Here is a 26,496-nt window from a genome sequence, read left to right on the forward strand (position 1 = left end):
CGATCAGGGCTTGATCTTGATCCACATCGCCTTGGCTTTCATCAACAATTCCCGTGGATGCGAGGCAAGGGTCTGCTTGCGGCTGGCGCTGCCGGCAAAATAAACCCGCTGCCCGATGGTCAGGAATTGCTGGGGATCGCCGGGTTCGGACCGACCTTCGGTCAGGGCGACCACGCACAGCCCGTCAAAGCCCGGGGTGTAGGCGCGGGGGTTGGCCTCGAACAGGGCGCGGTGTTCCTCGGACGCGAAATGATACTCGCGCCCGCGCCAGGTCGTGACCACATCGGCACGCCCCGCCACCGCACGGTTCTGCGTGACATAGGCCACCGGATCGTAACCGCCCAAGGCCCAGTCCCGCGCCAAAGCTGGCAGCGGCAGGGCGATCAGGACGGCAAGGGCAAGGGTTTTCAGACGTGTGTCAAACATGGCTTTTCTGGCTGGGTTCAACCTGACATGGCATCCGCCCCCCGGCCTGTCCATGATTCGAGGCCGGTCCTCAAGCCGAATTGAAACGTCGTGCGGTGGCGTAAAGCGCGACCGCCGCCGCGTTCGACACATTAAGTGAGCCAAACGGCCCGGCAAAGGGGATACGCGCCAGCGCGTCGCAGGTCTCGCGCGTCTTCTCGCGCAGGCCCGGCCCCTCGGCCCCCAGCACCAGACAGATCGGCCGCCCGGCGGCGGTGTCGAGCACATCTTCCAGCCCCAGATCGGCATCGCCGGTCAGGCCTATGCAATAGAACCCGGCATCCTTCAGCGCCTGCAACCCGTCCGAGAGGTTGCCGATTCGCAGATAGGGCTGGCGTTCCAGCGCCCCCGAGGCGGTCTTGGCCAGCGCCCCGGTCTCGGGCGCGGCGTGCCGCGCAGGCGCCACGACGGCACGCGCGCCGAACACCTCGGCCGAACGCAGCACCGCGCCGACATTATGCGGATCGGTGACCCGGTCGAGCGCCACGACCAGCGGCGCCCCCTCGCCCGTGATCGCGCGTTCGGTCAGGCTGCCCCAGTCCAGCGGCCGCACCTCGAGCGCGCAGCCCTGATGGACGCTGTCGGGCGGCAACCCCACCTCGCGGTCGAAGATGCGGGCATCGGTGATCTCGGGCTCCAGCCCGCCGGTGTCGCCCAGCCGGCTTAGCGCATTGCGCGTCACCACCAGCCGCAGCTTTTCCCGCGCCGGGTTGGCCAGCGCATCGCGCACGGCGTGCAGCCCGAACAGCCAGATGGTCTCGGCGGCCGAGGCCTTTTTCGCGCGTTCCTTGGCAATCACCCAGTCGGGCTTGCGGTTGGTGCTGTCTGCCATGGCGATCCCCTTGTTCCCGCACCCTTCTGCGTGAAGCGCCCGGCCCGTGCAAGCGCGACCGAAATTCTGCCTGATTCCGGCTTGACGCCCCGCGCCGTCATGCTTAGACCACGCCCGACGCCGAAGGCTCGGCGGGCGACGTGCTGCAAGGTGCGGCAGCGGACTGTAACTCCGCCGGGGAGACCCATGCCTGGTTCGATTCCAGGGTCGCCCACCATTTCCCCCTTATCATTTGACGCGGGCAGATCGGTGCGGATTGTTTCAGCGCCCCTCCGAACGAATAATGCCCGCCAGTGACGGCGGGCATTTTGCCTGTCGGCGATGTCGCAGGATTTACATCCGCGAGGCGACGTTTTCCCAGTTGACCAGCTTGTTCAGGAAGTTCTCCAGATAGGCCGGGCGCTTGTTGCGGAAGTCGATGTAGTAGGAATGCTCCCACACGTCGCAGCCCAGCAGCGCGGTCTGGTTGAAGCACAGCGGGTTCACGCCGTTTTCGGTCTTGGTCACTTCCAGCTTGCCGTCGGCATTCTTGACCAGCCAGGCCCAGCCCGAACCGAACTGGCCGGCGCCCGCTTCGGAAAACTTCTTCTTGAAGTCGTCGACCGAACCAAAGCTGTCGGTGATCGCGCGTTCCAGCTCGGACGGCATGGCGCCCTGATTGGGGGTCATCATCTCCCAGAACTGCGCGTGGTTCCAGTGCTGGCTGGCGTTGTTGAAGATGCCGTTCTGCGCGACGGCGTCTTTCTGATAGGTGCCCTTGACGATTTCCTCGAGCGATTTGCCTTCCCATTCGGTCCCGGCAATCAGCTTGTTGAGGTTATCGACATAGGCCTTGTGGTGAATGTCGTGGTGGTATTCCAGCGTCTCCTTGGACATGCCGCCGGCGGCAAGAGCGTCATGGGCATAGGGAAGATCGGGAAGCGTGAAGGCCATGTTGTCATCCTCTGGTCTGCGCGGGTGGTGACCCGCATGTGTTAGGTCCGGGAGGGCAACGCGATGCTGCCTTCACCGGTTCCAGAGGCCTCGTAACACACGCTGCCGAAAAGGAAAAACCCCTTCGACGCGGGCGCGGCCCGGTCAGCGCCGGCAGGACGTCCCTGCCGGCGCGTGTTTGGCGTCAGTTGCCGACCGGCTCTTCCGTGGTCGGGGCCGTGGTGGCGTCGGGGGTCACGTCGGCCACGGGCGCATCAGCGGCCGGGGCCTCGACCACCGGGGCGGCCGGGGTCACGCTGTTATCCTCGACCGTGACGGTGGTCGCGGGGGCGTCGGCGGTGGTCGCGGTGTTGCTGCCGCTCATCAGCCAGAAGACCAGCGCCACCGCGACGACCAGTGCGCCGACGATGAAATAGAGGTTGTTGTTACTCGACTCGTTGGGGTTAGCCATTTTGTAAGCTCCGATGGATAGTGTCAGCCCAACAATGCGCGGCAGGGCGTTTGGGTCCGCCCATCTGCAACAATGTGCCGCAGGGTGATGCAGTCCGGCAACGCAATCCTGGGGTCGGGCGGGCTTTTGCCTTGCCGCGAAAGCGCCTATCAAGGGCCGACTGAAAGGAGCGTCCATGTTCTTCTGGCTGATCGCGATTGCCCTGACCCTGATTGTTGCGCTGGCGGTGCTGCAACCCTTCTGGCGCAGCGGGGCCGGGCTGGCAGAGCCTGCCGCCGCCTATGATCTGCGCGTCTATCGCGACCAGCTGGCCGAGGTGGACCGCGACCTCAAGCGCGGCATCCTGGACGCCGCCGACGCCGAGCGGCTGCGGACCGAGATCGGGCGCAAGATCCTCGACGCCGACCGGGCGCTGTCGCGGCAGTTGACGACGCCGCGCGCCGTGGCGCGTCACGCCGCCGCCCCGGCGCTGATCCTGCTGGCGCTGTCGGTGCTGGCGGTGGGGCTTTACCTGCGTCTGGGTGTGCCGGGGCTGCCGGATATGGGTCTGTCGACCCGGATCGCGCAGTCCGAGGCCAGCTATGCCAGCCGCCCCAGCCAGCAAGAGGCCGAGGCGCGACTGGCCGAGGCCGCCGGCGTGCCCGCCCTGACCCCGCCCGCCGACCCGCAATTCGTCGACCTGATCGAGAAGCTGCGTCAGGCCGTCGCGCAGCGCCCCGACGATCCGCAAGGGCTGGCCCTGCTGGCCCGGAACGAGGCGCGGCTGGGCAATCTGGCCGCCGCCCGCAGTGCGCAGCAGCACCTGATCGAGGTTCTGGGCCCCAATGCCAGCGCCGCCGACCACGCCTTTCTCGCGGGGCTGATGACCGAGGCCGCCGGCGGTGTGATCACCCCGGAAACCGAGGCCGTCATCGCCCGCGCCCTGCAGGCCGATCCGCGCGACCCGCAGGCGCTGTATATGACCGGTCTGCTGCAGATCCAGAACGGCCGCCCCGACCGCGCCTTTCCGATCTGGCGCGACCTGCTGGAAGCCAGCCCGCCCGATACCCCCTGGGCGGTGGCGATCCGCGGCATGATCCGCGATGTGGCCTGGCTGGCCGGTCAGCCCGATTATGTCCCGCCCGCGACCGAGGCGCCCGGCCCCGACAGCGAGCAGGTGCAGGCCGCGAGCGAACTGAGCGCAGAGGACCGGCAGCAGATGATCCAAGGCATGGTCAGCCAGCTCGAGGATCGGCTCTCCGCCGAAGGTGGCCCAGCCGAGGATTGGGCGCGGCTGATCACCTCGCTTGCCGTTCTGGGCGAGCAGGACCGTGCCCGCGCCATCCATGCCGAGGCGCTGACCCGCTTCAAGGACCGTCCCGACGATCTGGCCACCATCGAGGCCGCCGGGCGTCAGGCCGGGATCGCCGGATGATCCACGAGGATCTGGCCGCGTTTCACGCCACCCTGCCCCGTGTCGGCGGAATTGCCGGGCTTGATCTGGGCACCAAGACCATCGGCGTCGCGGTCAGCGACGGGCTGCGGCAGGTCGCCTCGCCGCTGACGGTGATCAAGCGGCAGAAATTCACGCTCGACGCGCAGGCGCTGCTGAAGATCCTGACCGAACGCGGGCTGGCCGGCATCGTGCTGGGCCTGCCGCGCAACATGGACGGCTCGGAAGGGCCGCGCGCGCAGTCGACCCGCGCCTTTGCCCGCAACCTGTCGGCGCTGACCGATCTGCCCATCGGGTTCTGGGATGAACGCCTCTCGACCGTCGCTGCCGAACGCGCGCTGCTCGAGGCTGACACCTCGCGCCGCCGCCGCGCCGAGGTCATCGATCAGGTCGCGGCGGGCTATATCCTGCAAGGCGCGCTGGACCGGCTGCGGCATCTGGGCTGAGCGGGCGCTGTGACGCGCGCAACGGCCTGACCGCGCCCGCTACCCGCGAAAGCGGTCATAGATCTTTTGCGCCAGCCCCTCGCTGATGCCATCGACGGCCATCAGATCGGCGACGGCGGCGCGGCTGACCGCCTTGGCCGAGCCGAAATGCGCCAGCAGCGCGCGTTTGCGGGCCGCGCCGATGCCGGCGATCTCGTCCAGCGGCGTGGCGCTGACCGCCTTGGCGCGCTTGGCGCGGTGGGTGCCGATGGCCCAGCGATGCGCCTCGTCGCGCAGGCGCTGCACGAAATACAGCACCGGATCGTTCATCCGCAGCGCAAAGGACCGCTGGCCGAAGCGGTGGAACTCTTCCTTGCCGTGGTCGCGGTCCTGCCCCTTGGCGACGCCGACCATTGGAATATCCTCCACCCCCATCTCGGCCATGATCTCGTGCACCGCGCTGACCTGCCCGGCCCCGCCGTCGATCAGCAGCAGATCGGGCCACGCCTCGGATTCGCGGTCCGGGTCTTCCTTGAGCAGCCGGGCAAAGCGGCGGGTCAGCATCTCGCGCATCATGCCGAAATCGTCGCCGGGGGTGATCTCGGTGCCCTTGATGTTGAACTTGCGATACTGGCTCTTGATCCAGCCTTCGGGGCCGGCGACGATCATCCCGCCCACCGCATTCGTGCCCATGATGTGAGAGTTGTCATAGACCTCGATCCGGCGCGGCGCGGCGGGCAGGTCCAGCGCGGTCGCCAGCCCCTCGAGCAGGCGGCGCTGGGTAGCGCTTTCGGACATGTGGCGGGCCAGGCTTTCGCGGGCGTTGCGCAGGGCGTTTTCGACCATCTCGGCCTTTTCGCCCCGCTGCGGGACGCCCAGCACGACGCGGCGGCCAGCGCGTTCTGACAGTGCCGACTGCATCAGGTCCATATCCTCGACCCCATGCGACAGCAGCACCATGCGCGGCGGCACCTTGTTGTCGTAGAACTGCATCAGAAACGCCTGCATCACCTCGTCCGGCGATTCCGCACCGCCGAGACGGGGGTAGAAATCGCGGTTGCCCCAGCTCTGATTGCCGCGAATGAAGAAGACTTGCACGCAGGCCTGCCCGTTTTCCATATGCAGCGCGACGATATCGGCCTCGGCAATGCGGCGAGGGTTGATCGCCTGCACCGACTGCACCGCCGTCAGCGCCTTGATCCGGTCGCGCAGGGCGGCGGCGCGCTCGAACTCCATCGCGTCCGAGGCGACGGCCATCTGCTCGGCCAGATCGGCCTGAATCTTCGTCGAGCGGCCTTTCAGGAACTGTTCGGCGTCCGAGACCAGCGCGCCGTAATCGGCCTCGCTGATGCGGCCGACGCAGGGGGCGCTGCAGCGCTTGATCTGGAACAGCAGGCAGGGCCGGGTGCGGCTTTCAAAGACCGCATCGGTGCAGTTGCGCAGCAGAAACACCCGCTGCAACTGGTTCAACGTCCGGTTCACCGCCCCCGCACCGGCAAAGGGGCCATAGTAATCGCCCTTTTCCGACTTCGCGCCGCGATGCTTCTTGATCTGCGGGAAGGGGTGCGACTTGGCGACGAGGATGTTCGGAAAGCTCTTGTCGTCGCGCAGCAGCACGTTGTAGCGCGGCTTGAGCTGCTTGATCAGGTTCTGTTCCAGCAACAGCGCCTCGGTCTCTGTGCGCGTGGTCAGGAACATCATGCTGCGGGTTTCAAGGATCATCCGCGCGATCCGCGCCGTATGCCCCTGCCCGCGCGCATAGTTCGACACCCGCGCCCGCAGGTTGCGGGCCTTGCCGACATACAGAACCTCGCCCTTCTCGCCCAGCATCCGATAGACGCCGGGGCTGGAGTCGAGATTGCGGACATAATCGGCGATCAGCGCCTGTCCGGTCAGGGGAGGAGTGTCAGCGGTCATGTCGTCAAATGCGGTCATCGGCGATATGGTGATTCTGACCTTGGGCTGCAAGTTCGGCGCTGCAAAGGCAAGGGGAAAGCTGTCCACTGAATCTGTGGATAACTCTGTGGGCGAGCTGTGGCGTTCGTGGCTTTTCCGTGCGTATCATGGCCGTTTCCAAGATTGCCTGTTTTTTAGGCAGATTTCCAATGCTCTGATTTATCTGGCTATTTTATGTGATGAGGGCAAAGCACTGATAAACAAGCGGGATTTCTTAACGCGTCATCACGCCGCTGTCAGAAAGTGGACAAACCGTCGCAATCCCGCCGACCAAGGGGCATTTCAGGCCCCGACGCAGGGGAAACTGGCCCGATCCGCCTCGCGCGTCTGCGGCCCCGCTGGCTCGCCTCAGGTCGCCAGCAGCCACGCCGTATAACCCGCATAACCGGCCAGCAGCACGCTGCCGGCCCGGCGCCCGATCTTGATGTCGCGCAGCAGGAACGGCCCCAACAGTAGCGTCACCGCCAGCATCACCCACAGGTCAAAGCGCAGCATCTCGGGCGGCACGGCCAGCGGGCCGAAAAACGCCGTGATCCCCATGATCGCCAGGATGTTGAACAGGTTCGAGCCGATGACATTTCCCATCGCCATATCCGCCCGCCCGCGCAGCGCCGAGGCGACCGAGGCCGCCAATTCCGGCAGCGAGGTGCCCACCGCCACCAGCGTCAGCCCGATCACCGCATCGCTGATGCCCAGCCCGCTGGCGATATCGCTCGCCCCGCCGACCAGCAGCCGCGCGCCGATGGGCAGCGTGACCAGCCCCACCGCCAGCCACAGCGCGATGCGGCGGCCGGGGGCGTGGCCGACCTGCATCTCGGGCGCGGGGGTGTCGTCCTGCGAGGACTGGCGGATCTGCAGAAACAGCGTCGCCGCCAGCCCCGTCAGCAGCACCGCGCCGTGCCACCACCGGAGCGGACCGGCGAAACACAGCACGATCAGCAGCAGCGAGGCGAGCATCGTATAGCCCCAGCTTCGCCGCAGTTCGGGGTCGCGGCCCAAGACCGGCGCGATCAGCGCGGTCGCGCCAAGGATCAGCAGGATGTTGGCGATGTTGGACCCAATGACATTGCCCAGCGCGATGCCCGGCGCCCCGCGCGCCGCCGCCGCGACCGAAACGATCAGCTCCGGGGCCGAGGTGCCGAAGGCCAGCACCGTCAGCCCGACGATCACCGGCGCGATGCCCAGCCGCAGCGCCAGCGCGACGGCGCCGCGCACCAGATACTCACCACCCAGAACCAGCAGCGCCAGCCCGGCCAGGATCAGCAGGATATCAACGATCAAGGCGCAGCCACCCCAGAACCTTGCGGATCAGGCGGCGATAGCCCGGCCCCGCCATCAGCCCCAGCGCGATCAGCGCCAGCAGGATCAGCAGCGCGCCCTTTACCATGCCCCGAACCTCTGGAAGGCCGCGCGTTCGTTCAGCGCGCCCAGGGTTTCGTCGGCCAGATCGGCGGCCGAGATACCGAAGCGACGCAGGAAGGGGCGCGGCGCGCCATAGGTCTGGAAGCGGACCTGATCGCCGAACAGATCGCGCATCCGCGGCACCAGATGGCCGATGCCGTCGATCAGCCCCATCCGAAGCGCGGGGGCGGCCAGCCAGAACTCGCCGGTGAACAGATCGTCATCGCCCTTCAGCCGCGCACCACGCCGGCGCTGCACCTGCTCGATGAAGATCGCGTGCATCTGGTCCAGCAGGCGTTGCAGCCGGGCGACATCCTCGGGTTTTTCGGGGCGGAACATGTCCAGCTGCGCCTTGGACCGGCCGGCGGTGTGGATGCGCCGCTCGATCCCGTGGCGGGCGATGAAATCCTGCAGCCCGAACCGGCCCGAGACGACGCCGATCGAGCCGATGATCGAACACTCATCCGCCCAGATCTGATCCGCCGCACTCGCCAGCCAATAACCGCCCGAGGCCGCCACATCCTCGACAAAGGCGTGGACCGGCACCTGATGGCGCTGCGACAGCCGGCGGATACGCGCGGCGATCAGCGAGGACTGGACCGGCGAGCCGCCGGGCGAGTTGATCGCCAGCGCCACGGCCACCGGCCGGCCGCGACGAAATGCCCGCTCAAGGACCGGGGCCATGCCCGCATCGTTCAGGCCCCCGGTCCCGCCGCGCCCGGCGATGCCAATGGCGCCTTGCAGGCGGACGACGTTGACACGCGTGGCGGGGTTCAGAAATGGGACTTTCATCCGACCCAGATAGGGCGCGCGCGCCTGCGGGACAAGCTTCGCGCGTTGCAATCGGCCGTCACCCGAAGCATATAAGACCCCGACACGACGGGGGACCCGATGACCTATCTCGATTTCGAAAAGCCGCTTGCCGATATCGAAGGCAAGGCCGAGGAACTGCGCGCGATGGGCGCCAAGACCGACAATCTGGATGTCGAGAAGGAAGCCGCCGCCCTGGACCGCAAGGCCGGCGCGCTGCTGCGGGACATGTATGGCTCGCTGGATGCGTGGCGCAAGACGCAGGTCGCCCGCCACCCGGAACGGCCCCATTGCAGCGACTATATCCGCGCGCTGTTCGCCGATTACACGCCGCTGGCGGGCGACCGGACCTTTGGCGACGATCACGCCGTCATGGGCGGGCTGGCGCGGTTCAACGACGCCCCCTGCGTGGTGATCGGCCATGAAAAGGGCAGCGACACCAAGTCGCGGATCACCCATAATTTCGGCATGGCCCGGCCCGAAGGCTATCGAAAGGCGATCCGACTGATGGATCTGGCCGACCGCTTCGGCCTGCCTGTGATCACGCTGATCGACACCCCCGGCGCCTATCCCGGCAAGGGCGCGGAAGAGCGCGGCCAGTCCGAGGCGATTGCCCGCGCGACCGAGAAATGCCTGCAGATCGGCGTGCCGCTGGTGTCCGTCATCATCGGCGAGGGCGGCTCGGGCGGTGCGGTGGCGTTTGCGACCGCGAACCGCGTCGTCATGCTGGAACACTCGATCTATTCCGTGATCTCGCCCGAGGGCTGCGCCTCGATCCTGTGGAAGGACGCCGAGAAGATGCGCGAGGCCGCCGAGGCGCTGCGCCTGACCGCGCAGGATCTGAAATCGCTGGGCGTCATCGACAACATCGTGCCGGAACCGTTGGGCGGGGCGCAGCGCGACCCCATCGCCGCGATCCGCGCGGTGGGCAAGCAGATCGCCGCCTCGCTGAAGGAGCTGGACGGCAAGCAACCGGCCGATCTGGTCCGCGACCGGCGCGAGAAGTTCCTGTCCATGGGCCAGAAGGGCCTGGGCTAAGCCGCTTTTCGCGCCCGGTTTCACGCCGGAAACCCAGCCTTGCCAAGCCGGGCCGTGCTGACTAGATAGGCCCGTCCGCAAACGAAAGGCCCGAGTCTTGGAAAACGTCGTCCTGACCGTCCATCTGATCCTTGCGCTGCTGCTGATCGGCATCGTGCTGCTGCAACGCTCCGAGGGCGGTGGGCTTGGCATGGGCAGCGGTGGCGGTGGCGGCGGTGTCATGACCGGCCGCCAAGCCGCGAATGCCATGTCGCGGGCCACCTGGATTCTGGCCGGCGCGTTTCTGATCACCTCGATCGCGCTGACGGTCATTGCCGCGCGCAGCAGCGTCGGCGGCTCGGTCCTCGATCAGCTGGGCGTGACGCCCAGCAGCGAGACGACGGGCAGCACGCCGCAACTGCCGACCTATGCCCCGCCGCCCGGCGTGGGCCAGCCGGTCAGCCCGCCCGCCCCTGATGCTGCGGCCCCTGCGACGGATAGCAGCGCCGCCGCACCGGCCCTGCCCGCAGCCTCGGCCCCCGCGGCCATCGCGCCCGCACCGGCAACGGCACCGGCAGTCGAGGCACCCGCGCCCGCAGCGGTCGAACCGGCAGCACCGGCAGTGGAACCCGCCGCCCAAGCCCCTGCCGAACCCGCAGAGGCTGCACCCGCAGAGGCCGCGCCCGCTGAACCGGGGGCACCCGCCGCCCCGGCTGAACCGGCCGCGCCCGCAGCCGATCCGGCCCCCGCCAGCCCTGCCCTGCAGCCCGACGCAGCCCAGCCCGTCGCGCCGCCTGCGGCCAACTGAGCACAAGAAATTGCGGGCGCAAACCACTGCGCCCACGACAGCTTGCGGTCCGCGTTGCGGCCACGGGATTATTCGGTTATATCTTTAGCCCCGTGAACGGCGCCTCGCGCGACCGCGCATCAACCTGATTCGATCTCACGGGGGCCGCATGGCGCGTTACATCTTTATTACCGGCGGCGTGGTGTCCTCGCTTGGCAAGGGACTGGCATCGGCGGCCCTGGGCGCGCTGTTGCAGGCGCGCGGCTTCACCGTCCGCCTGCGCAAGCTGGACCCCTATCTGAACGTCGATCCCGGCACCATGTCGCCCTTCGAACATGGCGAGGTCTTCGTGACCGATGACGGCGCCGAAACCGACCTCGATCTGGGCCATTACGAACGCTTTACCGGCGTCTCGGCGCGGCAGAGCGATTCCATCTCGTCCGGGCGGATCTATTCCAACGTGCTGGAAAAGGAACGGCGCGGCGAGTATCTGGGCAAGACCATCCAAGTCATTCCCCACGTCACCAACGAGATCAAGCAGTTCCTCGCCACCGGCGATGACGAGGTCGATTTCATGCTGTGCGAGATCGGCGGCACCGTCGGCGATATCGAGGGGCTGCCGTTCTTCGAGGCGATCCGCCAGTTCATTCACGAGCGTCCGCGCGGCGAATGCATCCTGATGCACCTGACGCTGCTGCCTTATCTGGCCGCCTCGGGCGAGTTGAAGACCAAGCCCACCCAGCACAGCGTCAAGGAACTGCAATCCATCGGCCTCGCCCCCGACGTGCTGGTCTGCCGGTCGGAACATCCGATCCCGGAAAAGGAACGCGCCAAGATCGCGCTGTTCTGCAATGTCCGTCTGGATGCCGTCATTCCCGCCTATGATCTGAAATCCATCTATGAGGCCCCGCTCGCCTATCACCGCGCGGGCCTCGATCAGGCGGTGCTGAACGCCTTCCAGATCAGCCCCGCCCCGCGTCCCGACCTGACCCGGTGGGAGGATGTGATCGACCGCCTCACCCACACCGATGGCGAGGTCAAGATCGCCATCGTCGGCAAATACACCCAGCTCGAGGATGCCTATAAATCCATCGCCGAGGCGCTGACCCATGGCGGCATGGCCCATCGCGTCCGCGTCCGCTCGGACTGGATCGCGGCCGAGGATCTGGAGGCCAAGGACGGCGAGCATCTGCTGGACGGCTATCACGGCATCATCGTGCCCGGCGGTTTCGGCGAGCGCGGGACCGAGGGCATGATCACGGCGGCGAAATACGCTCGCGAAAAGGACGTGCCCTATCTGGGCATCTGCCTTGGCATGCAGGTGGCGGTGATCGAGGCGGCGCGCAATCTGGCGGGCATTGCCGATGCGGGGTCCGAGGAATTCGACCACGAGGCTGGCAAGGCCCGCTTCACGCCCATCGTCTATCACCTCAAGGAATGGGTGCAGGGCAACTACAAGGTCCAGCGGACGCTGCATGACGACAAGGGCGGCACGATGCGGCTGGGCGCCTATACGGCCGTGTTGAAGCCCGGCTCGCGCATCTCGCAGGTCTATGACGACGCGACCGAAATCGAGGACCGCCACCGCCACCGTTACGAGGTCGACAGCCGCTATATTCCTGATCTGGAAAAGGCCGGGCTGTCGTTTTCCGGCATGTCGCCCGATGGCCGGCTGCCCGAGGCGATCGAATATCCCGACCATAGCTGGTTCATCGGCGTGCAGGCCCACCCCGAGCTGAAGTCGAAGCCGTTCCAGCCCGCGCCGCTGTTCGCCAGCTTCATCGGTGCCGCCAAGGAAGGCGCGCGTCTGGTCTGACGCGCTGCTGCGGCCCGGATGCGTCCGGGCCGCAGGGCCGCACGGCTAGATCAGCAGGACCTGCGTGCCGATATTGGCGAAGCCGAACAGTTCCTTGATATGCTCGTTATACAAGCCGATGCAGCCGTTCGAGGATTTGCGGCCGATCTTGCGCGTGTCATGCGTGCCGTGGATGCGGTAATATTGCCAGCTCAGCCACAGCGCATGGGTGCCCAGCGGGTTGTCGGGGCCCGGCGGCACGAAATCCGGCCATTCCGGGTTGCGCTGCTTCATCTCGGGCGTGGGCGCCCAGCTTGGCCCCTCGACCTTCTTGATGATCTCGGACCGGCCGCGGCGGGTCAGTTCCGATGACACCGGGATCGAGGACGGGTAGAGGCGATAGATGCTCTCATCCTCGGACCAGTAATGCACGCAGCGCGACGTGATGTCGCACAGGATCGCGCCATTGGCGAGGCCGCTGAAATAGGGCCGCCAGTCCTGCGCCCGAAAGCTGGAAATATTGCGCCGCTGATCGGCGCCGTCCTCATACTGCACCTGACCCGCATCCGGGGTCTGCTGCGCCAGCGCCGGCGCGGCCAGCCCGGTCACGCCCAATGCCGCCCCCGCGATGACGAATCGGCGGCGGTCCAGCCCGCGCGGGGCGCCGGTTGTGGCAGCGTCAGTGCCGGTTCTGCGAGGGGCCTCGGTCATTTCTGTCTCCTGCTCTTGCCGTCTGTCGCGGCTTGTCGATCCTTTCACCGATATGTCCGCCTGACGGATTCGGGCAATTCAAACTGTCGTCAGCCGGGCAAAGCGATCACGAATGTTGTGGAAATCACGCATTCTTGGCTTTGTGCCGGCAGCGGCTTTGCGTAAACATGACGAAAAATCCGAGGGGCAGTATGAAGCAGTTACTTTTCCTGGCGGCCATCGGCCTGTCGCTAGCCGCCTGTGCGCCGCGCACGCCGGGCGCGCAGATGGGGCCGGACGGGCAGCCGATCCCGGTCGCCTATACCATCACCGGACCCGAGGCCGCGGCCATCCCCGGCCGGGTGCTGTCGCAGGTCAACATGCTGCGCGCCGGATCGGGCGCGCCGCCCCTGACGCTCGACCCGGCGCTGAACGCGGCCTCGGCGGCGCATTCGCGCGACATGGCGGCGCAGAACCGGGCGTGGCATTTCGGCTCGGACGGGTCGTCGCCGCTGGATCGGGCGCAGCGGGCCGGCTACCCGGGCCAGCTCGTGGGCGAAAATATCAGCGAAAGCTATGAAAACGACATCGCCACGCTGCAGGCCTGGATGCAGGCCCGCGACACCCGCGACGTGATCATGGACCCGGTGGCGACGACGCTGGGGATTGCCTGGTATCAAGAGCCTTCGCGCAAGATCTGGTGGACGTTGCTGACCGGGAAGTGACCCCTAGAACAGCAGGTCAAAGGGCGTGATCACATCGCCCGCGACGTCTATGCTGAAATCCAGCCTGCCATCGCCATCGGTGTCCAGTTGCAACTGGACCCGATCCGACAGGCTGGACATCCGCACCTGCGGCTTGCCGCCGCCGGTAAAGGCCGCCTCGCCCAGCCAGACTAGGCCGCGCCCAAAGCCGGACAGGTCGATCAGGTCGATGCCGCTTTCGAAATCGGTGATCAGGTCGGGCAAGGGCGGCGTGCGTCCCGGCTCGGGCGTAAAGACAAAGACATCGGCGCCGCCCCCGCCGGTCAGCGTGTCGCGGCCGGTGCCGCCGATCAGCGTGTCATCGCCCGCATCGCCGAACAGGCGGTCGTCGCCCGCCCCGCCATTCAGCACGTCATGGCCGTTGCCGCCCCACAACATGTCGTTGCCGTCATCGCCGAACAGCATATCATTGCCGTCATCGCCATACAGCCGGTCATCGTCGCTGCCGCCGTAAAGGGTGTCGCGTCCTGCCCCGCCGCGCAGCGTGTCGCGCCCCTCTTCGCCGTTGATCAGATCGTCGCCGTCCCCGCCCTCGGCCAGATCGTGATCCGGCCCGGCATAGATCGTGTCATTGCCGTCCCCGCCCAACAGCGTGTCATTGCCGCTCTGCCCATACAGCAGATCGTCGCCGTCCATCCCCATCACCAGATCATTGCCGACCTGGCCGTGTATGCGGTCATTGCCGCTTTCGCCATACAGGATGTCATCGCCCGGCCCGCCAAAGATGCGGTCATCGCCGGACGCGCCATAGATGGTGTCGTTGCCGCCGCGCCCGTAAGCCACGTCGTTGCCGATGCCCAGATAGACCTCGTCCCCGCCATTGCCGCCAAAGACGGTGTCGTCGCCCGGCCCGCCATTGGCGTAGTTATAGCCATTGCGCATCTCGATCCGGTCATTGCCCATGCCGCCACAGACGCGAGAGTTCGCGCCCTGCGCGATCAGCCAGTCATTGCCGGCATCGCCATATATCGTGTCGCTGCCCCGGCCGCCCTTGACCAGATCATCGCCCGGCCCGCCAGAGATCAGGTCGTTTCCCGCCCCGCCCAGAATCAGGTCATTGCCCGGCCCACCCTTGAGGGTGTCGTTTCCGTCGCCGCCCAGCATCCGGTCATCGCCCATGCCGCCCAGCATCAGGTCGTTGCCATTGCCGCCGAACAGCCGGTCATCGCCCAGCTGCCCCAGCAGCCGGTCGTCGCCATCGCCGCCGACCATGTAGTCCGAGCCGAAGCCCCCGCGGATGGTGTCGTCCCCGTTGCCGCCCCACAGCCAGTCATCGCCCCAGCTGCCGACGATCATGTCGTCGCCGCCCATCCCGTTGATCTTGGCGGCCCCGCTTCCGGCCGCGATCTGGTCGGCGCGGTCGGTGCCATAGCGGGTCAGCGCGATGGGTGCCGGCAGGGGCGGGACCTTGCCGGGCTTGTAGCCCTGCCCGTCGCCCGGCGGCGCAGGCGGGCTGGCCGAGGTCGGCGGCGAGGCGAGCGGCGGCGTGACCAGATCGGCATAGTCGATGTCGTTGGCGTAATGGGCCAGCCGGAACATCGACTCGGTGAAGAAGGACGGGCTCAGCATGGTGCCGCTGGCGGTGATGATCTCGATCCGCAGCGGCCCGGCGATCAGCGCCGCGCCGGTCGCGGTCGGGATGATGCGCAGCTGCGCGACGCTGCGGATGAAAGCGAGCTCGGACAGGTCCAGCATGTCCTCGCCCGGCACGAAGTCGTGGATCGTGACCAGTTTCGTGCCATGCCCCGGCACGAAGATGTCGCGCCCCGCCCCGCCGCGCATATGGACCACGCCCTCGCGCGCGATCAGGATATCGTCGCCCGCCCCGCCATCCAGAACCGAGGACGCGCCGGTGCCGATCAGGATGTCGTCGCCCGCCCCGCCCGTCACCCGCCCGCTGCCCTTGGTCGAGACCCCGATCCGGCCGGGGTCAAAGCTGAACTGGCTGACGCCGCTTTCGCTGGAGCTCGCGACGAACAACTGGATCTTGCCGCCCACGACCCGCGCCTCGATGGCCGAGACATCGGCGAGCGACAGGCCGGCATCATCCTCGATCACGCTCAGCAGGATCAGCCGGCCCTGCCCGTCCAGCGTGAAGACCGTGATGCCGTCATCCGCGCCGCCGACAAAGATGAAGGCGCGGCCATTAACCTCGGCGGTGGCAAGCGCGGTCGCCGACTGAAACCGCGTCAGCCGCGAATCGACCACGTGATCGGTCAGTGCAATCGCCCCCGCCGCCGAGATGCTGAAGACGCTGACCGAATCGCTTTCGCCGCCGGTCACCACCAGAAAACTGCCGCTTGCGGTGGTGACGCCCTGCACCTCGCGCGGGGCCGAGATGCCGATGGTGCTGTCCAGTCCGATATGGCCGCGCAGCGACAGCCCCGTGGGCGAGACCTGAAACACCGCCAGCGTGCCCGACAGCGCCGAGGTCGTCACCGCATAGCTGGCGCCCGAGACGCTGACGACCTCGATATCGGTGAACTCGCCATCGCTGACCCCGCCGGGCGCGGTCTTGCGGTCGATCAGACCGGGGCGGCCGTTGCCGTCCAGCCGGAACAGCGACAGGTCCATGCTGCCATCCCGCCCGGCCAGCATGTAGCTGCCGCCCTTCTGGTCGAACACCTTCAGCGCGACAACATCGGCGGGCATGTCGGACAGGGCGACGCGTTCCGACGGCTTGCCGGAACCGGACAGCCCCAGACCGAATTCCAGCCCGTTGCTGAACCCCGACCAGACCAGCCGCGGCTGGCCGTTCTGGGTGATCACCGACATCTCGGGCGTGCCGAGCATCAGCCCGTATTTCGGCGGATCGGCGCGGCCAAGCGCCTGCGCCGCCGTGGCGGCATCCGAAAGGGCAAAGGTGGCGCTGTGCCCCTCTCGGGTCGAGGTCACCAGCAGCGGGCCGCTGGCGGTATCGACCACCAGCAGATCGGCGATATTGCCGCCATGCTTCTTGAAGTTCGACGCCAGCTGCGCGACATGGCTGACCGTCAGCATGAGATTGACCTTCCGACATCCTGCATCAGGCCAAGCTGGCAGGCGGGGGTTAATTTCCCCTTGCCACAGCGCACGCCCTGGCCCCTTGTCGGCAGGGAAATAGCTAACATGCCGCGCAACGGCGCCCCTACCCTCGCCACGGTTGCGGTGCGGGGCGGGCTATGGCACTTCAATGGCGTCTTCAGATGGGGGTGGCAGGATGCAGATCGAAGAGACCGCTTTGCCGGGGGTGATGGTGCTGACGCCGCAGCGGCATGGCGATGCGCGCGGGTTTTTCAGCGAAAGCTGGAACCGTCAGACGCTGCAGGCCGCCGGTCTGGACCTGCCCGACTTCGTGCAGGACAACCACTCGCTGTCGGCGCAGCCGGGCACGCTGCGCGGGCTGCATTATCAGGCCCCGCCGATGGCGCAGGGCAAGCTGGTGCGCTGCGGGCGCGGTGCGCTCTATGATGTCGCCGTCGATGCGCGTCTGGGCAGCCCCAGCTATGGCCAGTGGGTCGGCGTCACGCTGAGCGCTGCGAATGGCCGCCAGCTATGGATTCCGCCGGGGTTTCTGCACGGTTTCGTGACGCTCGAGCCGGACACCGAGGTCATCTACAAATGCACGCAGTATTATTCGCCCGAACATGACGGCGCGGTGCGGTGGGATTCGGTCGGCATCGACTGGGGTGTCGAGGCGCCGCTGCTGTCCGAGAAGGACCGCCTTGCCCCCGCCTTCGTCCAGTGGGAAAGCCCCTTCACCTATGAGGGCACGGCATGAAGATCCTGATCACCGGCGGCGCCGGGTTCATCGGCTCGGCGGTGGTCAGGCAGGCGGTGGCGGCGGGGCATCAGGTGGTCAACCTCGACGCGCTGACCTATGCCGCAAACCTTGAGAACGTCGCCAGCGTGGCCGATGCGCCGGGCTATGTCTTTGAACATGCCGACATCCGCGACCGCGCCGCGCTGGACCGCATCCTGCGCGCGCATGACCCCGACGCGATCATGCATCTGGCGGCGGAAAGCCATGTCGACCGCTCGATCGACGGGCCGGGGGCCTTTGTCGAGACCAATATCACCGGCACCTACAACCTGCTCGAGGCGGCGCGCGCCCATTGGCTGGCGCGCGGCAAGCCTGCGGGCTTTCGCTTTCACCACATCTCGACCGATGAGGTCTTCGGCTCGCTCGGGCCGCAGGGGCAGTTCACCGAGACCACGCCCTATGACCCGCGCAGCCCCTATTCGGCCTCGAAAGCGGCGTCCGACCATCTGGTGCGCGCTTGGCACGAGACCTATGCCCTGCCCGTCATCCTCAGCAATTGCTCGAACAATTACGGGCCGTTCCACTTCCCCGAGAAGCTGGTGCCGGTGGTCATCCTGAAAGCGCTGGCTGGCCAGCCGATCCCGATCTATGGCGATGGCGGCAATGTCCGCGACTGGCTCTATGTCGAGGATCACGCCGACGCGCTGCTGACCGTGCTGACCCGCGGCGAGATCGGGCGCAGCTACAATATCGGCGGCGAGAACGAGGCCACGAACCTCGAGCTGGTCCAGACCATCTGCGCCCAGATGGACGAGCTGCATCCGCAAGGCGCGCCCCATGCCGATCTGATCAGCTTTGTCGCCGACCGCCCCGGCCATGACCGCCGCTATGCCATCGACCCGACCCGCATCCGGACCGAGTTGGGCTGGCGGCCCTCGGTCACGCTCGAACAGGGGCTGCGGCGCACGGTCGACTGGTATCTGACGAACCGCGACTGGTGGCAGCCGCTGCTGGATCGCGACGGCGTCGGCACCCGTCTGGGCGCAGCGGAATGACCGCGCAGGACGGCGCCGGGCTGCTGGTCTTTGGCCGGACCGGACAGGTCGCGCGCGAGCTGGCACGGCTGGTCCCGCAGGCCGTCTTCGCCGGCCGGGACCGGGCCGATCTGACTGACCCCGCCGCCTGCGCCGCACTGATCGACGCGACCCGTCCCGCCGCCGTCATCAACGCCGCCGCCTATACCGCCGTCGATGCTGCCGAAACCGACGCCGACACCGCGCGTCTGGTGAACACGGACGCCCCCGGCGCCATGGCCACCGCCTGCGCCGCGCTGGACATTCCCTTAGTCCATATCTCGACCGATTACGTCTTTGACGGCAGCGGCGCGGCGCCGCGTGCCGAGGATGCGCCGACCGCGCCCCTGGGCGTCTATGGCCAGACCAAGCTGGACGGCGAGACCGCCATCCGCGCCAGCGGCGCGCAAGCCGCCATCCTGCGGACCAGCTGGGTGTTCTCGGCCCATGGCAGCAATTTCGTCAAGACCATGCGCCGCCTCGGCGCCGAGCGTGACGGCCTGAACATCGTCGCCGACCAGATCGGCGGCCCGACCGCCGCCGCCGACATCGCCCGCGCGGTGGTGACCATGGCGCGCGCCATGCAGGCTGACCGGGCGGTGGGCGGGCTCTATCACTTCGCCGGGTCGCCCGACACCAACTGGGCCGGCTTTGCGCGCGAGATCTTCGCGCAATCGGGCATTGCCTGCACCGTGACCGAGATCCCCAGCAGCGCCTATCCCACCCCCGCCCGCCGGCCGCTGAACTCGCGGCTGTCCTGCGCCGCGATCGCGCGGGATTTCGGCATCCAGCGCCCCGACTGGCGCGCGGCATTACGACAGGTCGTCAAGGAGTTGAGCGCATGACCGCACGCAAGGGCATCATTCTGGCCGGAGGCTCGGGGACGCGGCTCTACCCGATCACCATGGGCGTGTCCAAGCAGCTTCTGCCAGTTTATGACAAGCCGATGATCTATTACCCGGTCAGCGTGCTGATGCTGGCCGGCATCCGCGAGATCGCCGTCATCACCACACCCGAGGATCAGCTGCAGTTCCAGCGTCTGCTGGGCGATGGCAGCCAGTGGGGGCTGTCCTTCACCTATATCATCCAGCCCGCGCCCGAGGGTCTGGCGCAGGCCTATGTGCTGGCCCGCGACTTCCTCGACGGCGCGCCCTCGGCGATGGTGCTGGGGGACAACATCTTCTTCGGGCATGGGCTGTCGGAACTGCTCAGCGCCGCCGATGCGCGCGGCGCGGGCGGCACCGTCTTCGGCTATCGCGTGGCCGATCCGGAGCGCTATGGCGTGGTCGATTTCGACGAGGCCGGCCGGGTCCGCAGCATCATCGAAAAACCCGCCCGGCCGCCCTCGCATTTCGCGGTGACCGGGCTCTATTTCCTCGACGGAACCGCGCCCGACCGCGCAGCACAGGTCCGCCCGTCCGAGCGGGGCGAGCTGGAGATCACCACCCTGCTCGAAAGCTATCTGCATGACGGGCTGCTGACGGTCGAGCGGATGGGCCGCGGCTATGCCTGGCTCGACACCGGCACCCATGGCAGCCTGCTCGACGCCGGCAATTTCGTGCGCACGCTGGAACGCCGGCAGGGGCTGCAGACCGGCTGCCCAGACGAGATCGCCTTCGACCAGGGCTGGATCGACCGCAGCCAGCTGGAACACCGCGCCAACCTGTTCGCCAAGAACGATTACGGACGCTACCTGACCGGGCTGCTGGGATAAGGCTCGGTGGCTTCGGCCAGCCGGTCGATCAGGGCGGGCAATTCACGGAAATCCGAGAAGCGGGCGAATTGCGCCAACTGCGCGGCCAGCGTCTTGCGGTAACCTTCGGTGAACAGCAGGAAGGGCACGCCGGCGCTTTCCGCCGTGGCCGCGTCGATCTCGCTGTCGCCGATATAGGCGGGCGCGCCCGCGTCCTCCCCCATCCGCGCCAGCACCTCTCCCAGGGTCGCCGGATCGGGCTTGCGCGGCAGCCCGCTATCGCCGCCGATCACCTGATCGAAACAGTCCAGCAGGCCCAGATGCGTCAGCACCGCCCGCGCCGGCGCCAGCGGCTTGTTGGTGCAGACGGCGAGGCGATGCCCGGCCCGCGACAGGGTCTGCAATGTCGCGGCGACCGAGGGATAGGGCTGGGTCAGCCCGACCGCCGTCTCGTATCGCGCCAGAAACGCCTTGTTCATGTGTCGGGCCAGCGCTGCGTCCTTAATCCCCCGCGCCGTCATCATGCAGCCGACCAGATGCGGCACGCCATGCCCGATAAAGCTGCGGATGGTGGGCAGATCGAAGGCGTCCAGCCCCTCGGCCGCCGCCACCTCATTCGCGACGGCGTGTATGTCCGGCGCGCTGTCGATCAGCGTCCCGTCCAGATCGAAGACCAGCCTCATTCCGGACGATGCGCCTCGGCGGCCTCGCGGATGGCGCGAATGTTGCGGCCATAGACCTCGGCCTCGGCGACCGAGCCGCCGCGGAAGACGGCCGAGCCCGCGACCAGCACATCCGCCCCGGCCCGCGCGACCAGGGGCGCGGTCTTGGGATCGACCCCGCCATCGACCTGGATATGGATCGGCCGGTCCCCGATCATGCCGCGCAGCCGGGCGATCTTGTCGATCTGGCTGTGGATGAATTTCTGCCCGCCAAAGCCGGGATTGACCGACATGACCAGCACCAGATCGGTCAGATCCAGCACGTATTCGATGGCTTCCAGCGGCGTGCCGGGGTTCAGCGAGACGCCGGCCTTCTTGCCGGTGGCGCGGATCGCCTGCAGCGTGCGGTGGATATGCGGGCCGGATTCCACATGCGCGGTGATCAGGTCGGCCCCGGCCTCGGCATAGGCTTCGATATAGGGGTCGACCGGTGCGATCATCAGATGGACGTCCATGAAGGTGGTGACATGGGGCCGGAACGCCCGCACCGCCTGCGGCCCAAAGGTCAGGTTCGGCACGAAATGGCCGTCCATGACATCGACATGGACCCAGTCGGCGCCCTGATCCTCGATGGCGCGAATCTCACGCCCGAAATCCGCGAAATCGGCCGAGAGGATGGAAGGAGCGATCTTGATGCGGCGGTCAAACGTCATGATTTCCTCGACTGGGCGGACAGGGTTGCCCGAGGGTTATGGCCGAAACCCCGCTTGCGTCAACCGGACAAAGCCTCGCGGTCCGCCGGCGCCCGCCGCAGCCGCCCGGCCAGCGCCGCCAGATAGAGCGCGGCGTTGCCGGGGCGCGTCTGCCGGTAAAGCCCGATCCGCGCCATGCTGCCGGCGGCGCGCCAGCCGGGCTGCGACAGGGCGGCGTCGAACTGCGCGAAAATCCGACGGTTTTCCGGGGTCAGCGCGTCGGCAACGGCGCTCAGCGCGGCAAGATTGGCCTGCAGCCAGCGCCCGTAATCGCCAGCGAAAAGCTGACCCAGCCGCGCGCCCATCGCCCGCAGGCTGTCGTTGCGGCCCTTCAGATTGGCCGGGTGCTGGCGATAAAGCAGCACCTGTGCGTCGTCGCGCACCACCTCCAGCCCCGCGCCCGAGATGATCTGATAGAGCCACCAGTCATGCGATTCGATGCCAGCCTCGATCGCCGGCCCCGCGCAGGAGCGCGCGAGCACGACGGCATGGGGCGGCAGCACGCAGGTATTGCCCGCCGTCACTGCCTGCACCAGCGCATTGCGAAAGCCGAACGGCCCCGGCATCGGGCGCGAGGGCGCCAGCGGCCGCAGATCATGGTCGCAAATCGTGGTCCGGGCGGCATAGATCCCGGCGCCGGGACGCGCCGTCAGCGCCATCAGCGCCCGCGACAGCTTGTCGGGCCGCCAGACATCGTCCTGATCGGCCAGCGAGAGATACTCGCCCGGCTCGGGCAGCGCCATCATCGACAGGAAATTCCGCGTGGCCCCGCCCGCCGGGCCGGCGATCAGCTGGACCTGACCGGGGGGAAAGCGTGCGGCGAAGCGGCGAACGATCTCCGGTCCGTCATCGGTCGAGCCATCGTCCGACACCACCAGCCGCCAGTCGCGATGATCCTGCGCCGCGATGCTGTCCAGTTGCGCGTCCAGATGACGCGCCCCCTGAAACAGGCCCAACCCGATCATCACCCGTGGCAAACCAGTCTCCTGAAAGCTGATACCGGCTGATGCCCCAGCAGGGCGCGGGCTGCAAGCGGTGGCGATGCGGCCAGGGGCGGAGGGCTGGTGCCGCGTTTACGCTGAATCCTGCCGCGCGATATCCTCGATCAACACATCGGTGACGATGCCGCCGCTGGCCTGCACCGCCGCCGCGACCAGCGCCTCGCGCAGTCGGCGCATCCGCGGCTCGATGGTGTAGTTGCCGTCGAAGCCGCCGGTATTGGCCTGGATCAACAGCGTGCCGAGCAGCGCGTCGCGCAGCCGGAACTCCTGCCGGAACACCTCCTCCTGCCGCTCGGCGGGCATTTCCAGTGTCAGCGTCAGCACCATCATGCCCTGCAGCCGGTCGCCATGCATGACCGGGATGAAGAACTGCGACGGAAAGCGGAAATAGGCCGAGGGCGCAGCCTTGCCCTCGGCTGTCGCGACGGGCGGCGCCTCGTGGCCGGGATCCGCCCCTTCGGCGGTCTCGGCCTCGCTCGGCTCGGGGGCGGGCCGCAACCAGTCCCCAGCCACGAGACCGCCCACGCCCGCCAACAGGATCAGAACCGCCTGGATCAACCTCGCGCGCATCATGTGGCTCCGTCAGTAGGGCAGGATGATGTCAGCGAGTTGCTGACCATAGCGCGGCTGCTGGACGTCCATGATCTGCCCGCGCCCGCCATAGGAAATCCGCGCCCCGGCGATCCGGTCATAGGCGACCTCGTTGTTGCGCCCGATATCGCCGGGCCGGACGAAGCCCGAGACCAGCAGCTCGCGCATCTCGAAATTCACGCGCACCTCTTGGCTGCCCTGGATATGCAGCGTCCCGTTGGGCAGCCGGTCGATGACGGTGGCAGCGACGCGCAGGGTCATCTTGTCGCGCCGCGAGACCTGCCCCGCACCCTTGTAGCTCGACGAGGATTTGGCGTCGGCCAGATCGTCCATCGAAGCGCCCGTCGGCATCCGCCGGGTCAGGCTTTGCGACAACCCGCCCATCTGCGGGATCGAGACGTCATCCTTCGCCGAGCGCGAGCGGTTCGAGCTGTTCGAGATCTCGGCCTTGTCGTCGATCTCGATCACCACGGTCAGGATATCGCCGCGCGTGGCCGCCCGCCGGTCGCGCACCAGCGAGCTTTGCTCGCCCGCCCACAGCGAGGCCCCGGCCTCGGGGCGCTGCGGGGTCTTGGGCAGGAAGAGTTCGGGCGAGGTCATGGCCTCGAACTCCGGGGTGCTCTGCGGCTCGGACATGGTGGGGGGGCGGCCAAGATGGTCGGTCCGGTTGCAGGCGCCGAGCGCGAGCAGCGTGACCGCGGCGAGAAAAGCGATGCGGGTGTTCATTTGTTCTCCGTCGGGCTCGAGGTTGCGACCAGGGTGCCGTCGTCGCGGACAAGGGCGGTAATCGTGCTGCGCGAGCCGAGGTTCATGACCCGGATGACGTCGCCCGCCGCGCCTTCACCAAGCGCCCGGCCTTCGGTCTCGATGCGCAGGGCGCCGGCGTCGAAGGCGATGCGGACAAGCTGGTTGCGCGAGACCAGCACCGGCGCGCGCAGGGCGCCGGCGGTGACGGGACGCCCTTGATAGATGGCCATTCGCGTCTGCATCCCCACTGCCTGCGCCGGGTCGGTGATGCCGCCATGGGCGCCCTCGTCCCAGGTCAGATCGTCGGGGGCGATGACGGTGCCGGCCTGCAGGTTCCGGGTCGCCACGATGGCCGCGCCGGACGCCCCGGGCAGCAGCGCGATCAGCAGGATCAGAAGCCCGCGCATCACCGCACCTGCACGGTGGCGCCAAGGATCTGGTCGGCGGCGGTGATGACCTTGGCATTCAGTTCATAGCCGCGCTGCGCCTTGATCAACTCGGTGATCTCGCGCACCGGATCGACCGAGCTGTCCTCGAGATAGCCCTGCCGCAGCGTCCCCAGCCCCTCTTGCCCCGGCGTCGCCACCATGGCCGCGCCCGAGGCGTTGGTTTCCAGAAACAGGTTCGAGCCGATCGCCTCGAGGCCTTTCTCGTTGCTGAACCCGGCCAGCGTCAGTTGCCCCAGCATCTCGGGCTCGACCTGATCGCCGAAATAGGCATAGACCTCGCCGGCCGCGTTGATCGAGATGCTGCGGGTCTCCTCGGGGATGGTGATGCCGGGCGCAACAGCAAAGCCGTCAGAGGTCACGATCTGCCCATCCGCCGAGCGTTTCAGCGCACCGTCGCGGGTATAGGCGGGCAGGCCCGACGGCATCGTAACCTCCAGATAGCCATGCCCGTCGATGGCTACGTCCAGATCGCCGCCGGTCGAGGTCAGCGAGCCTTGGGCGATGTTGACGGTGACGGCGGTGGGACGCGCGCCCAAGCCCAGCTGGATGCCGGCAGGAATCACCGTGCCGTCCGAGGCGGAAATCGTGCCCGGACGCATCGCCTGCTGGTAATGCAGATCGGCGAATTCGGCGCGGCGGGCGTTATAGCCGGTGGTGGACATGTTCGCGAGGTTGTTCGAGATCACCTCGACGCGGGTCTGCTGGGCACTCATCCCGGTGGCAGCGATTTGCAAGGCTTTCATGGTTTCTCCATTCAGCGGGTCAGGGCCGTGATGGCGTCGCGGATGCGACGGTCCTCGCGGTCGAGCAGGTTGGCGCCCATCTCGTAGGCGCGTTGGACCTCGATCATGCGGCTGATCTCGGCGATGGGGTCGACGTTCGAATCCTCGAGAAAGCCTTGCTGCACGCGGGCATCCTCGGCCGGGGCCAGAGCGGCCTCGTCGGCGGTGAACATCGTGCCGCCGCTGCGCAGCATGGTCGCGGGGTCGGGCGTGGCGAAGACGCCGACGCGACCGAAGGCTTCGCCATCGGCCGACAGCGTGCCGTCGGCCCCGACGGCGACCTGTCTTGCCCCCGGCGGCACCGCGATCGGCGCCAGCCCCTCATCCAGCAGCCGATGGCCGGCGGCGGTCATCAATTCGCCCTCGGCCGAGACGAGGAACGCGCCGGCACGGGTCAGTCGGGTGCCCTCGGGTGTCTGGAGGGCGAAAAACCCGGACCCGTCGATGGCCAGATCATAGGTGCCGCCGGTCTGCGAGATCCCCGCCTGTCCCAGATCGAGCAGACGGCCGCGGGCATGGGCCATCGACAGCCCCTCTCGCCCGTCGCCGGTCGCGGTCAGATATTCCGAGAAGATCACCCCCTCGCGACGATAGCCGTTGGTCTCGGCATTGGCGATGTTGTTGGCGATGACCCGCATCTCGCGCATGAGACCGGATTGGCGGGTCAGGCTGGCATAGATGGCGTTGTCCATGTCTCAGCCGCCCCCGACCAGCGGGATGATCGCGTCGGTGAAGAAGCTCGACAGGATCGCGGTCATGAAGCTCATCGAGACCCAGAACACCGCCAGCATCAGCCCGACCTTGGGCACGAAGGTCAGCGTCATCTCCTGCACCGAGGTCAGCGCCTGAAAGAGGCCGATCAGCACGCCGGTCATCAGCGCCACCGCCAGCAGGGGCGCCGACATCCGCACCGCGATCCACAGCGCCTGCCGGACGAGGTCGAAGATCAGGTTCTCATCCATGTCAGGCCGGCATCCGCAGGATTTCCTGATACGCCTCGACCACCTTGTCACGGATCGCGACAACGGTATCGAGCGCGAGTTCGGCCTCGCTCAGCGACTGGACAAGCTGATGCGTCTCGGTGGTGCCCGACATCGCGCCGACTGCGTCCGTATCGGCCGCGTTCATCAGCTTTTCAAAGCTCTGCGCGGCCTGGCTGAACCCGGTTTCGGCCTGGGGCTGCGGGGTCGCGGCCTGGGTGGCGCGCAGATAGGCGGACACGGCATTGCTGGCAGAAATCATGATA

Annotated in this window: 30 protein-coding genes and 1 tRNA gene; 12 read left to right on the plus strand and 19 right to left on the minus strand. The window is 67.4% G+C overall.

Features of this window, described 5'->3' with window-relative positions; translation table 11 throughout:
• Positions 1-3: 3 nt before the first annotated feature.
• Positions 4-426: a YHS domain-containing (seleno)protein gene (locus CYR75_RS09805; RefSeq protein ID WP_101499880.1), complete on the minus strand. Its 423-nt coding sequence runs from the start codon at positions 424-426 to the stop codon at positions 4-6.
• Positions 427-496: 70 nt separating this feature from the next.
• A complete protein-coding gene (locus tag CYR75_RS09810) occupies positions 497-1,297 on the minus strand; it encodes a TrmH family RNA methyltransferase (protein WP_101499881.1) in 801 nt (266 codons plus the stop codon).
• 133 nt (positions 1,298-1,430) lie between these two features.
• On the opposite strand from CYR75_RS09810, the gene CYR75_RS09815 reads away from it, so the two are divergent.
• Positions 1,431-1,514 (plus strand) — tRNA-Tyr (locus CYR75_RS09815).
• Between the two features lie 116 nt (positions 1,515-1,630).
• Here the strand turns inward: CYR75_RS09815 and CYR75_RS09820 are convergent.
• Entirely contained in the window at positions 1,631-2,230 is a 600-nt protein-coding gene (locus tag CYR75_RS09820; RefSeq protein WP_101499882.1) for a superoxide dismutase, read from the minus strand.
• 184 nt (positions 2,231-2,414) lie between these two features.
• Positions 2,415-2,681 carry a hypothetical protein gene (locus CYR75_RS09825; RefSeq protein ID WP_101499883.1) on the minus strand — a complete coding sequence of 89 codons (267 nt, stop codon included), beginning with the start codon at positions 2,679-2,681 and terminating at the stop codon, positions 2,415-2,417.
• A gap of 175 nt (positions 2,682-2,856) precedes the next feature.
• Here CYR75_RS09825 and ccmI point away from each other — a divergent pair, with 175 nt between their 5' ends.
• Positions 2,857-4,095 (plus strand): c-type cytochrome biogenesis protein CcmI, encoded by a 1,239-nt coding sequence (gene ccmI / locus CYR75_RS09830; RefSeq protein ID WP_101499884.1) that lies wholly within the window; start codon positions 2,857-2,859, stop codon positions 4,093-4,095.
• Positions 4,092-4,559, plus strand: a complete 468-nt coding sequence (gene ruvX / locus CYR75_RS09835) for a Holliday junction resolvase RuvX (RefSeq protein ID WP_101499885.1) — start codon at positions 4,092-4,094, stop codon at positions 4,557-4,559. Before ccmI ends, ruvX begins: the two co-directional genes overlap by 4 nt.
• 39 nt (positions 4,560-4,598) lie before the next feature.
• Here the strand turns inward: ruvX and uvrC are convergent, their stop codons facing one another.
• Positions 4,599-6,473, minus strand: coding sequence for an excinuclease ABC subunit UvrC (gene uvrC / locus CYR75_RS09840; protein WP_225972671.1), 1,875 nt, complete (start codon positions 6,471-6,473; stop codon positions 4,599-4,601).
• 7 nt (positions 6,474-6,480) lie between these two features.
• Between uvrC and CYR75_RS16055 the strand changes: the two genes are divergently transcribed.
• Positions 6,481-6,870, plus strand: a complete 390-nt coding sequence (locus CYR75_RS16055; RefSeq protein WP_158644624.1) for a hypothetical protein — start codon at positions 6,481-6,483, stop codon at positions 6,868-6,870.
• Here CYR75_RS16055 and CYR75_RS09845 read toward each other — a convergent pair.
• Together CYR75_RS09845 and CYR75_RS09850 are read right to left on the minus strand one after the other, a co-directional pair.
• Positions 6,843-7,775, minus strand: coding sequence for a calcium/sodium antiporter (locus tag CYR75_RS09845; protein WP_101499886.1), 933 nt, complete (start codon positions 7,773-7,775; stop codon positions 6,843-6,845). The genes CYR75_RS16055 and CYR75_RS09845 overlap by 28 nt on opposite strands.
• Before the next feature lie 99 nt (positions 7,776-7,874).
• Complete coding sequence (locus CYR75_RS09850) at positions 7,875-8,687, minus strand: S49 family peptidase (protein WP_101500981.1); 813 nt, start codon at positions 8,685-8,687, stop codon at positions 7,875-7,877.
• A 99-nt stretch (positions 8,688-8,786) separates the two neighbouring features.
• Here CYR75_RS09850 and CYR75_RS09855 point away from each other — a divergent pair, with 99 nt between their 5' ends.
• The 3 genes from CYR75_RS09855 to CYR75_RS09865 all read left to right on the plus strand — a co-directional run bounded on the left by CYR75_RS09855 (position 8,787) and on the right by CYR75_RS09865 (position 12,325).
• Positions 8,787-9,743: an acetyl-CoA carboxylase carboxyltransferase subunit alpha gene (locus tag CYR75_RS09855; protein ID WP_101499887.1), complete on the plus strand. Its 957-nt coding sequence runs from the start codon at positions 8,787-8,789 to the stop codon at positions 9,741-9,743.
• A 97-nt stretch (positions 9,744-9,840) separates the two neighbouring features.
• Positions 9,841-10,530 (plus strand): preprotein translocase subunit SecG, encoded by a 690-nt coding sequence (secG, locus tag CYR75_RS09860; protein ID WP_101499888.1) that lies wholly within the window; start codon positions 9,841-9,843, stop codon positions 10,528-10,530.
• 148 nt (positions 10,531-10,678) lie between these two features.
• Positions 10,679-12,325, plus strand: coding sequence for a CTP synthase (locus CYR75_RS09865; RefSeq protein ID WP_101499889.1), 1,647 nt, complete (start codon positions 10,679-10,681; stop codon positions 12,323-12,325).
• A gap of 45 nt (positions 12,326-12,370) precedes the next feature.
• Here CYR75_RS09865 and CYR75_RS09870 read toward each other — a convergent pair whose 3' ends face one another.
• Positions 12,371-13,015: a L,D-transpeptidase gene (locus CYR75_RS09870; protein ID WP_101499890.1), complete on the minus strand. Its 645-nt coding sequence runs from the start codon at positions 13,013-13,015 to the stop codon at positions 12,371-12,373.
• Positions 13,016-13,206: 191 nt separating this feature from the next.
• Here CYR75_RS09870 and CYR75_RS09875 point away from each other — a divergent pair, with 191 nt between their 5' ends.
• On the plus strand, positions 13,207-13,719 hold the full coding sequence (locus CYR75_RS09875; RefSeq protein WP_101499891.1) for a CAP domain-containing protein: 513 nt from the start codon (positions 13,207-13,209) through the stop codon (positions 13,717-13,719).
• Between the two features lie 3 nt (positions 13,720-13,722).
• Here the strand turns inward: CYR75_RS09875 and CYR75_RS09880 are convergent, their stop codons facing one another.
• Positions 13,723-16,758 carry a M10 family metallopeptidase C-terminal domain-containing protein gene (locus CYR75_RS09880; RefSeq protein ID WP_101499892.1) on the minus strand — a complete coding sequence of 1,012 codons (3,036 nt, stop codon included), beginning with the start codon at positions 16,756-16,758 and terminating at the stop codon, positions 13,723-13,725.
• A gap of 199 nt (positions 16,759-16,957) precedes the next feature.
• On the opposite strand from CYR75_RS09880, the gene rfbC reads away from it, so the two are divergent.
• The 4 genes from rfbC to rfbA are packed head-to-tail and all read left to right on the plus strand — an operon-like array spanning position 16,958 to position 20,287.
• Complete coding sequence (gene rfbC / locus CYR75_RS09885) at positions 16,958-17,518, plus strand: dTDP-4-dehydrorhamnose 3,5-epimerase (RefSeq protein WP_101499893.1); 561 nt, start codon at positions 16,958-16,960, stop codon at positions 17,516-17,518.
• Positions 17,515-18,555, plus strand: a complete 1,041-nt coding sequence (rfbB, locus tag CYR75_RS09890) for a dTDP-glucose 4,6-dehydratase (protein WP_101499894.1) — start codon at positions 17,515-17,517, stop codon at positions 18,553-18,555. The genes rfbC and rfbB overlap by 4 nt, the downstream gene beginning before the upstream one ends.
• Entirely contained in the window at positions 18,552-19,418 is an 867-nt protein-coding gene (rfbD, locus tag CYR75_RS09895) for a dTDP-4-dehydrorhamnose reductase (RefSeq protein ID WP_101499895.1), read from the plus strand. Before rfbB ends, rfbD begins: the two co-directional genes overlap by 4 nt.
• A complete protein-coding gene (gene rfbA, locus CYR75_RS09900) occupies positions 19,415-20,287 on the plus strand; it encodes a glucose-1-phosphate thymidylyltransferase RfbA (protein WP_101499896.1) in 873 nt (290 codons plus the stop codon). Before rfbD ends, rfbA begins: the two co-directional genes overlap by 4 nt.
• On the opposite strand, the gene gph is transcribed toward rfbA, so the two are convergent.
• The 10 genes from gph to CYR75_RS09950 all read right to left on the minus strand — a co-directional run bounded on the left by gph (position 20,263) and on the right by CYR75_RS09950 (position 26,492).
• Positions 20,263-20,949, minus strand: a complete 687-nt coding sequence (gph, locus tag CYR75_RS09905) for a phosphoglycolate phosphatase (protein WP_101499897.1) — start codon at positions 20,947-20,949, stop codon at positions 20,263-20,265. The genes rfbA and gph overlap by 25 nt on opposite strands.
• The gene (rpe, locus tag CYR75_RS09910) at positions 20,946-21,641 is read right to left on the minus strand and encodes a ribulose-phosphate 3-epimerase (RefSeq protein ID WP_101499898.1); all 696 of its coding nucleotides are present in this window, start codon (positions 21,639-21,641) and stop codon (positions 20,946-20,948) included. The genes gph and rpe overlap by 4 nt, the downstream gene beginning before the upstream one ends.
• A 59-nt stretch (positions 21,642-21,700) precedes the next feature.
• Positions 21,701-22,645, minus strand: coding sequence for a glycosyltransferase (locus CYR75_RS09915; RefSeq protein ID WP_101499899.1), 945 nt, complete (start codon positions 22,643-22,645; stop codon positions 21,701-21,703).
• A 108-nt stretch (positions 22,646-22,753) separates the two neighbouring features.
• Complete coding sequence (locus CYR75_RS09920; RefSeq protein WP_101499900.1) at positions 22,754-23,254, minus strand: flagellar basal body-associated FliL family protein; 501 nt, start codon at positions 23,252-23,254, stop codon at positions 22,754-22,756.
• A 9-nt stretch (positions 23,255-23,263) separates the two neighbouring features.
• Entirely contained in the window at positions 23,264-23,998 is a 735-nt protein-coding gene (flgH, locus tag CYR75_RS09925; RefSeq protein WP_101499901.1) for a flagellar basal body L-ring protein FlgH, read from the minus strand.
• The gene (gene flgA, locus CYR75_RS09930) at positions 23,995-24,426 is read right to left on the minus strand and encodes a flagellar basal body P-ring formation chaperone FlgA (RefSeq protein ID WP_101499902.1); all 432 of its coding nucleotides are present in this window, start codon (positions 24,424-24,426) and stop codon (positions 23,995-23,997) included. The genes flgH and flgA overlap by 4 nt, the downstream gene beginning before the upstream one ends.
• Entirely contained in the window at positions 24,426-25,211 is a 786-nt protein-coding gene (flgG, locus tag CYR75_RS09935; protein WP_101499903.1) for a flagellar basal-body rod protein FlgG, read from the minus strand. Before flgG ends, flgA begins: the two co-directional genes overlap by 1 nt.
• A gap of 11 nt (positions 25,212-25,222) precedes the next feature.
• Positions 25,223-25,942: a flagellar hook-basal body complex protein gene (locus tag CYR75_RS09940; protein WP_101499904.1), complete on the minus strand. Its 720-nt coding sequence runs from the start codon at positions 25,940-25,942 to the stop codon at positions 25,223-25,225.
• 3 nt (positions 25,943-25,945) lie between these two features.
• Positions 25,946-26,212 (minus strand): flagellar biosynthetic protein FliQ, encoded by a 267-nt coding sequence (locus tag CYR75_RS09945; RefSeq protein ID WP_101499905.1) that lies wholly within the window; start codon positions 26,210-26,212, stop codon positions 25,946-25,948.
• A gap of 1 nt (position 26,213) precedes the next feature.
• Complete coding sequence (locus CYR75_RS09950; protein WP_101499906.1) at positions 26,214-26,492, minus strand: flagellar hook-basal body complex protein FliE; 279 nt, start codon at positions 26,490-26,492, stop codon at positions 26,214-26,216.
• Positions 26,493-26,496 lie beyond the last annotated feature (4 nt).

This window comes from Paracoccus jeotgali, from assembly GCF_002865605.1.
In the GTDB taxonomy this organism is placed as follows: domain Bacteria; phylum Pseudomonadota; class Alphaproteobacteria; order Rhodobacterales; family Rhodobacteraceae; genus Paracoccus; species Paracoccus jeotgali.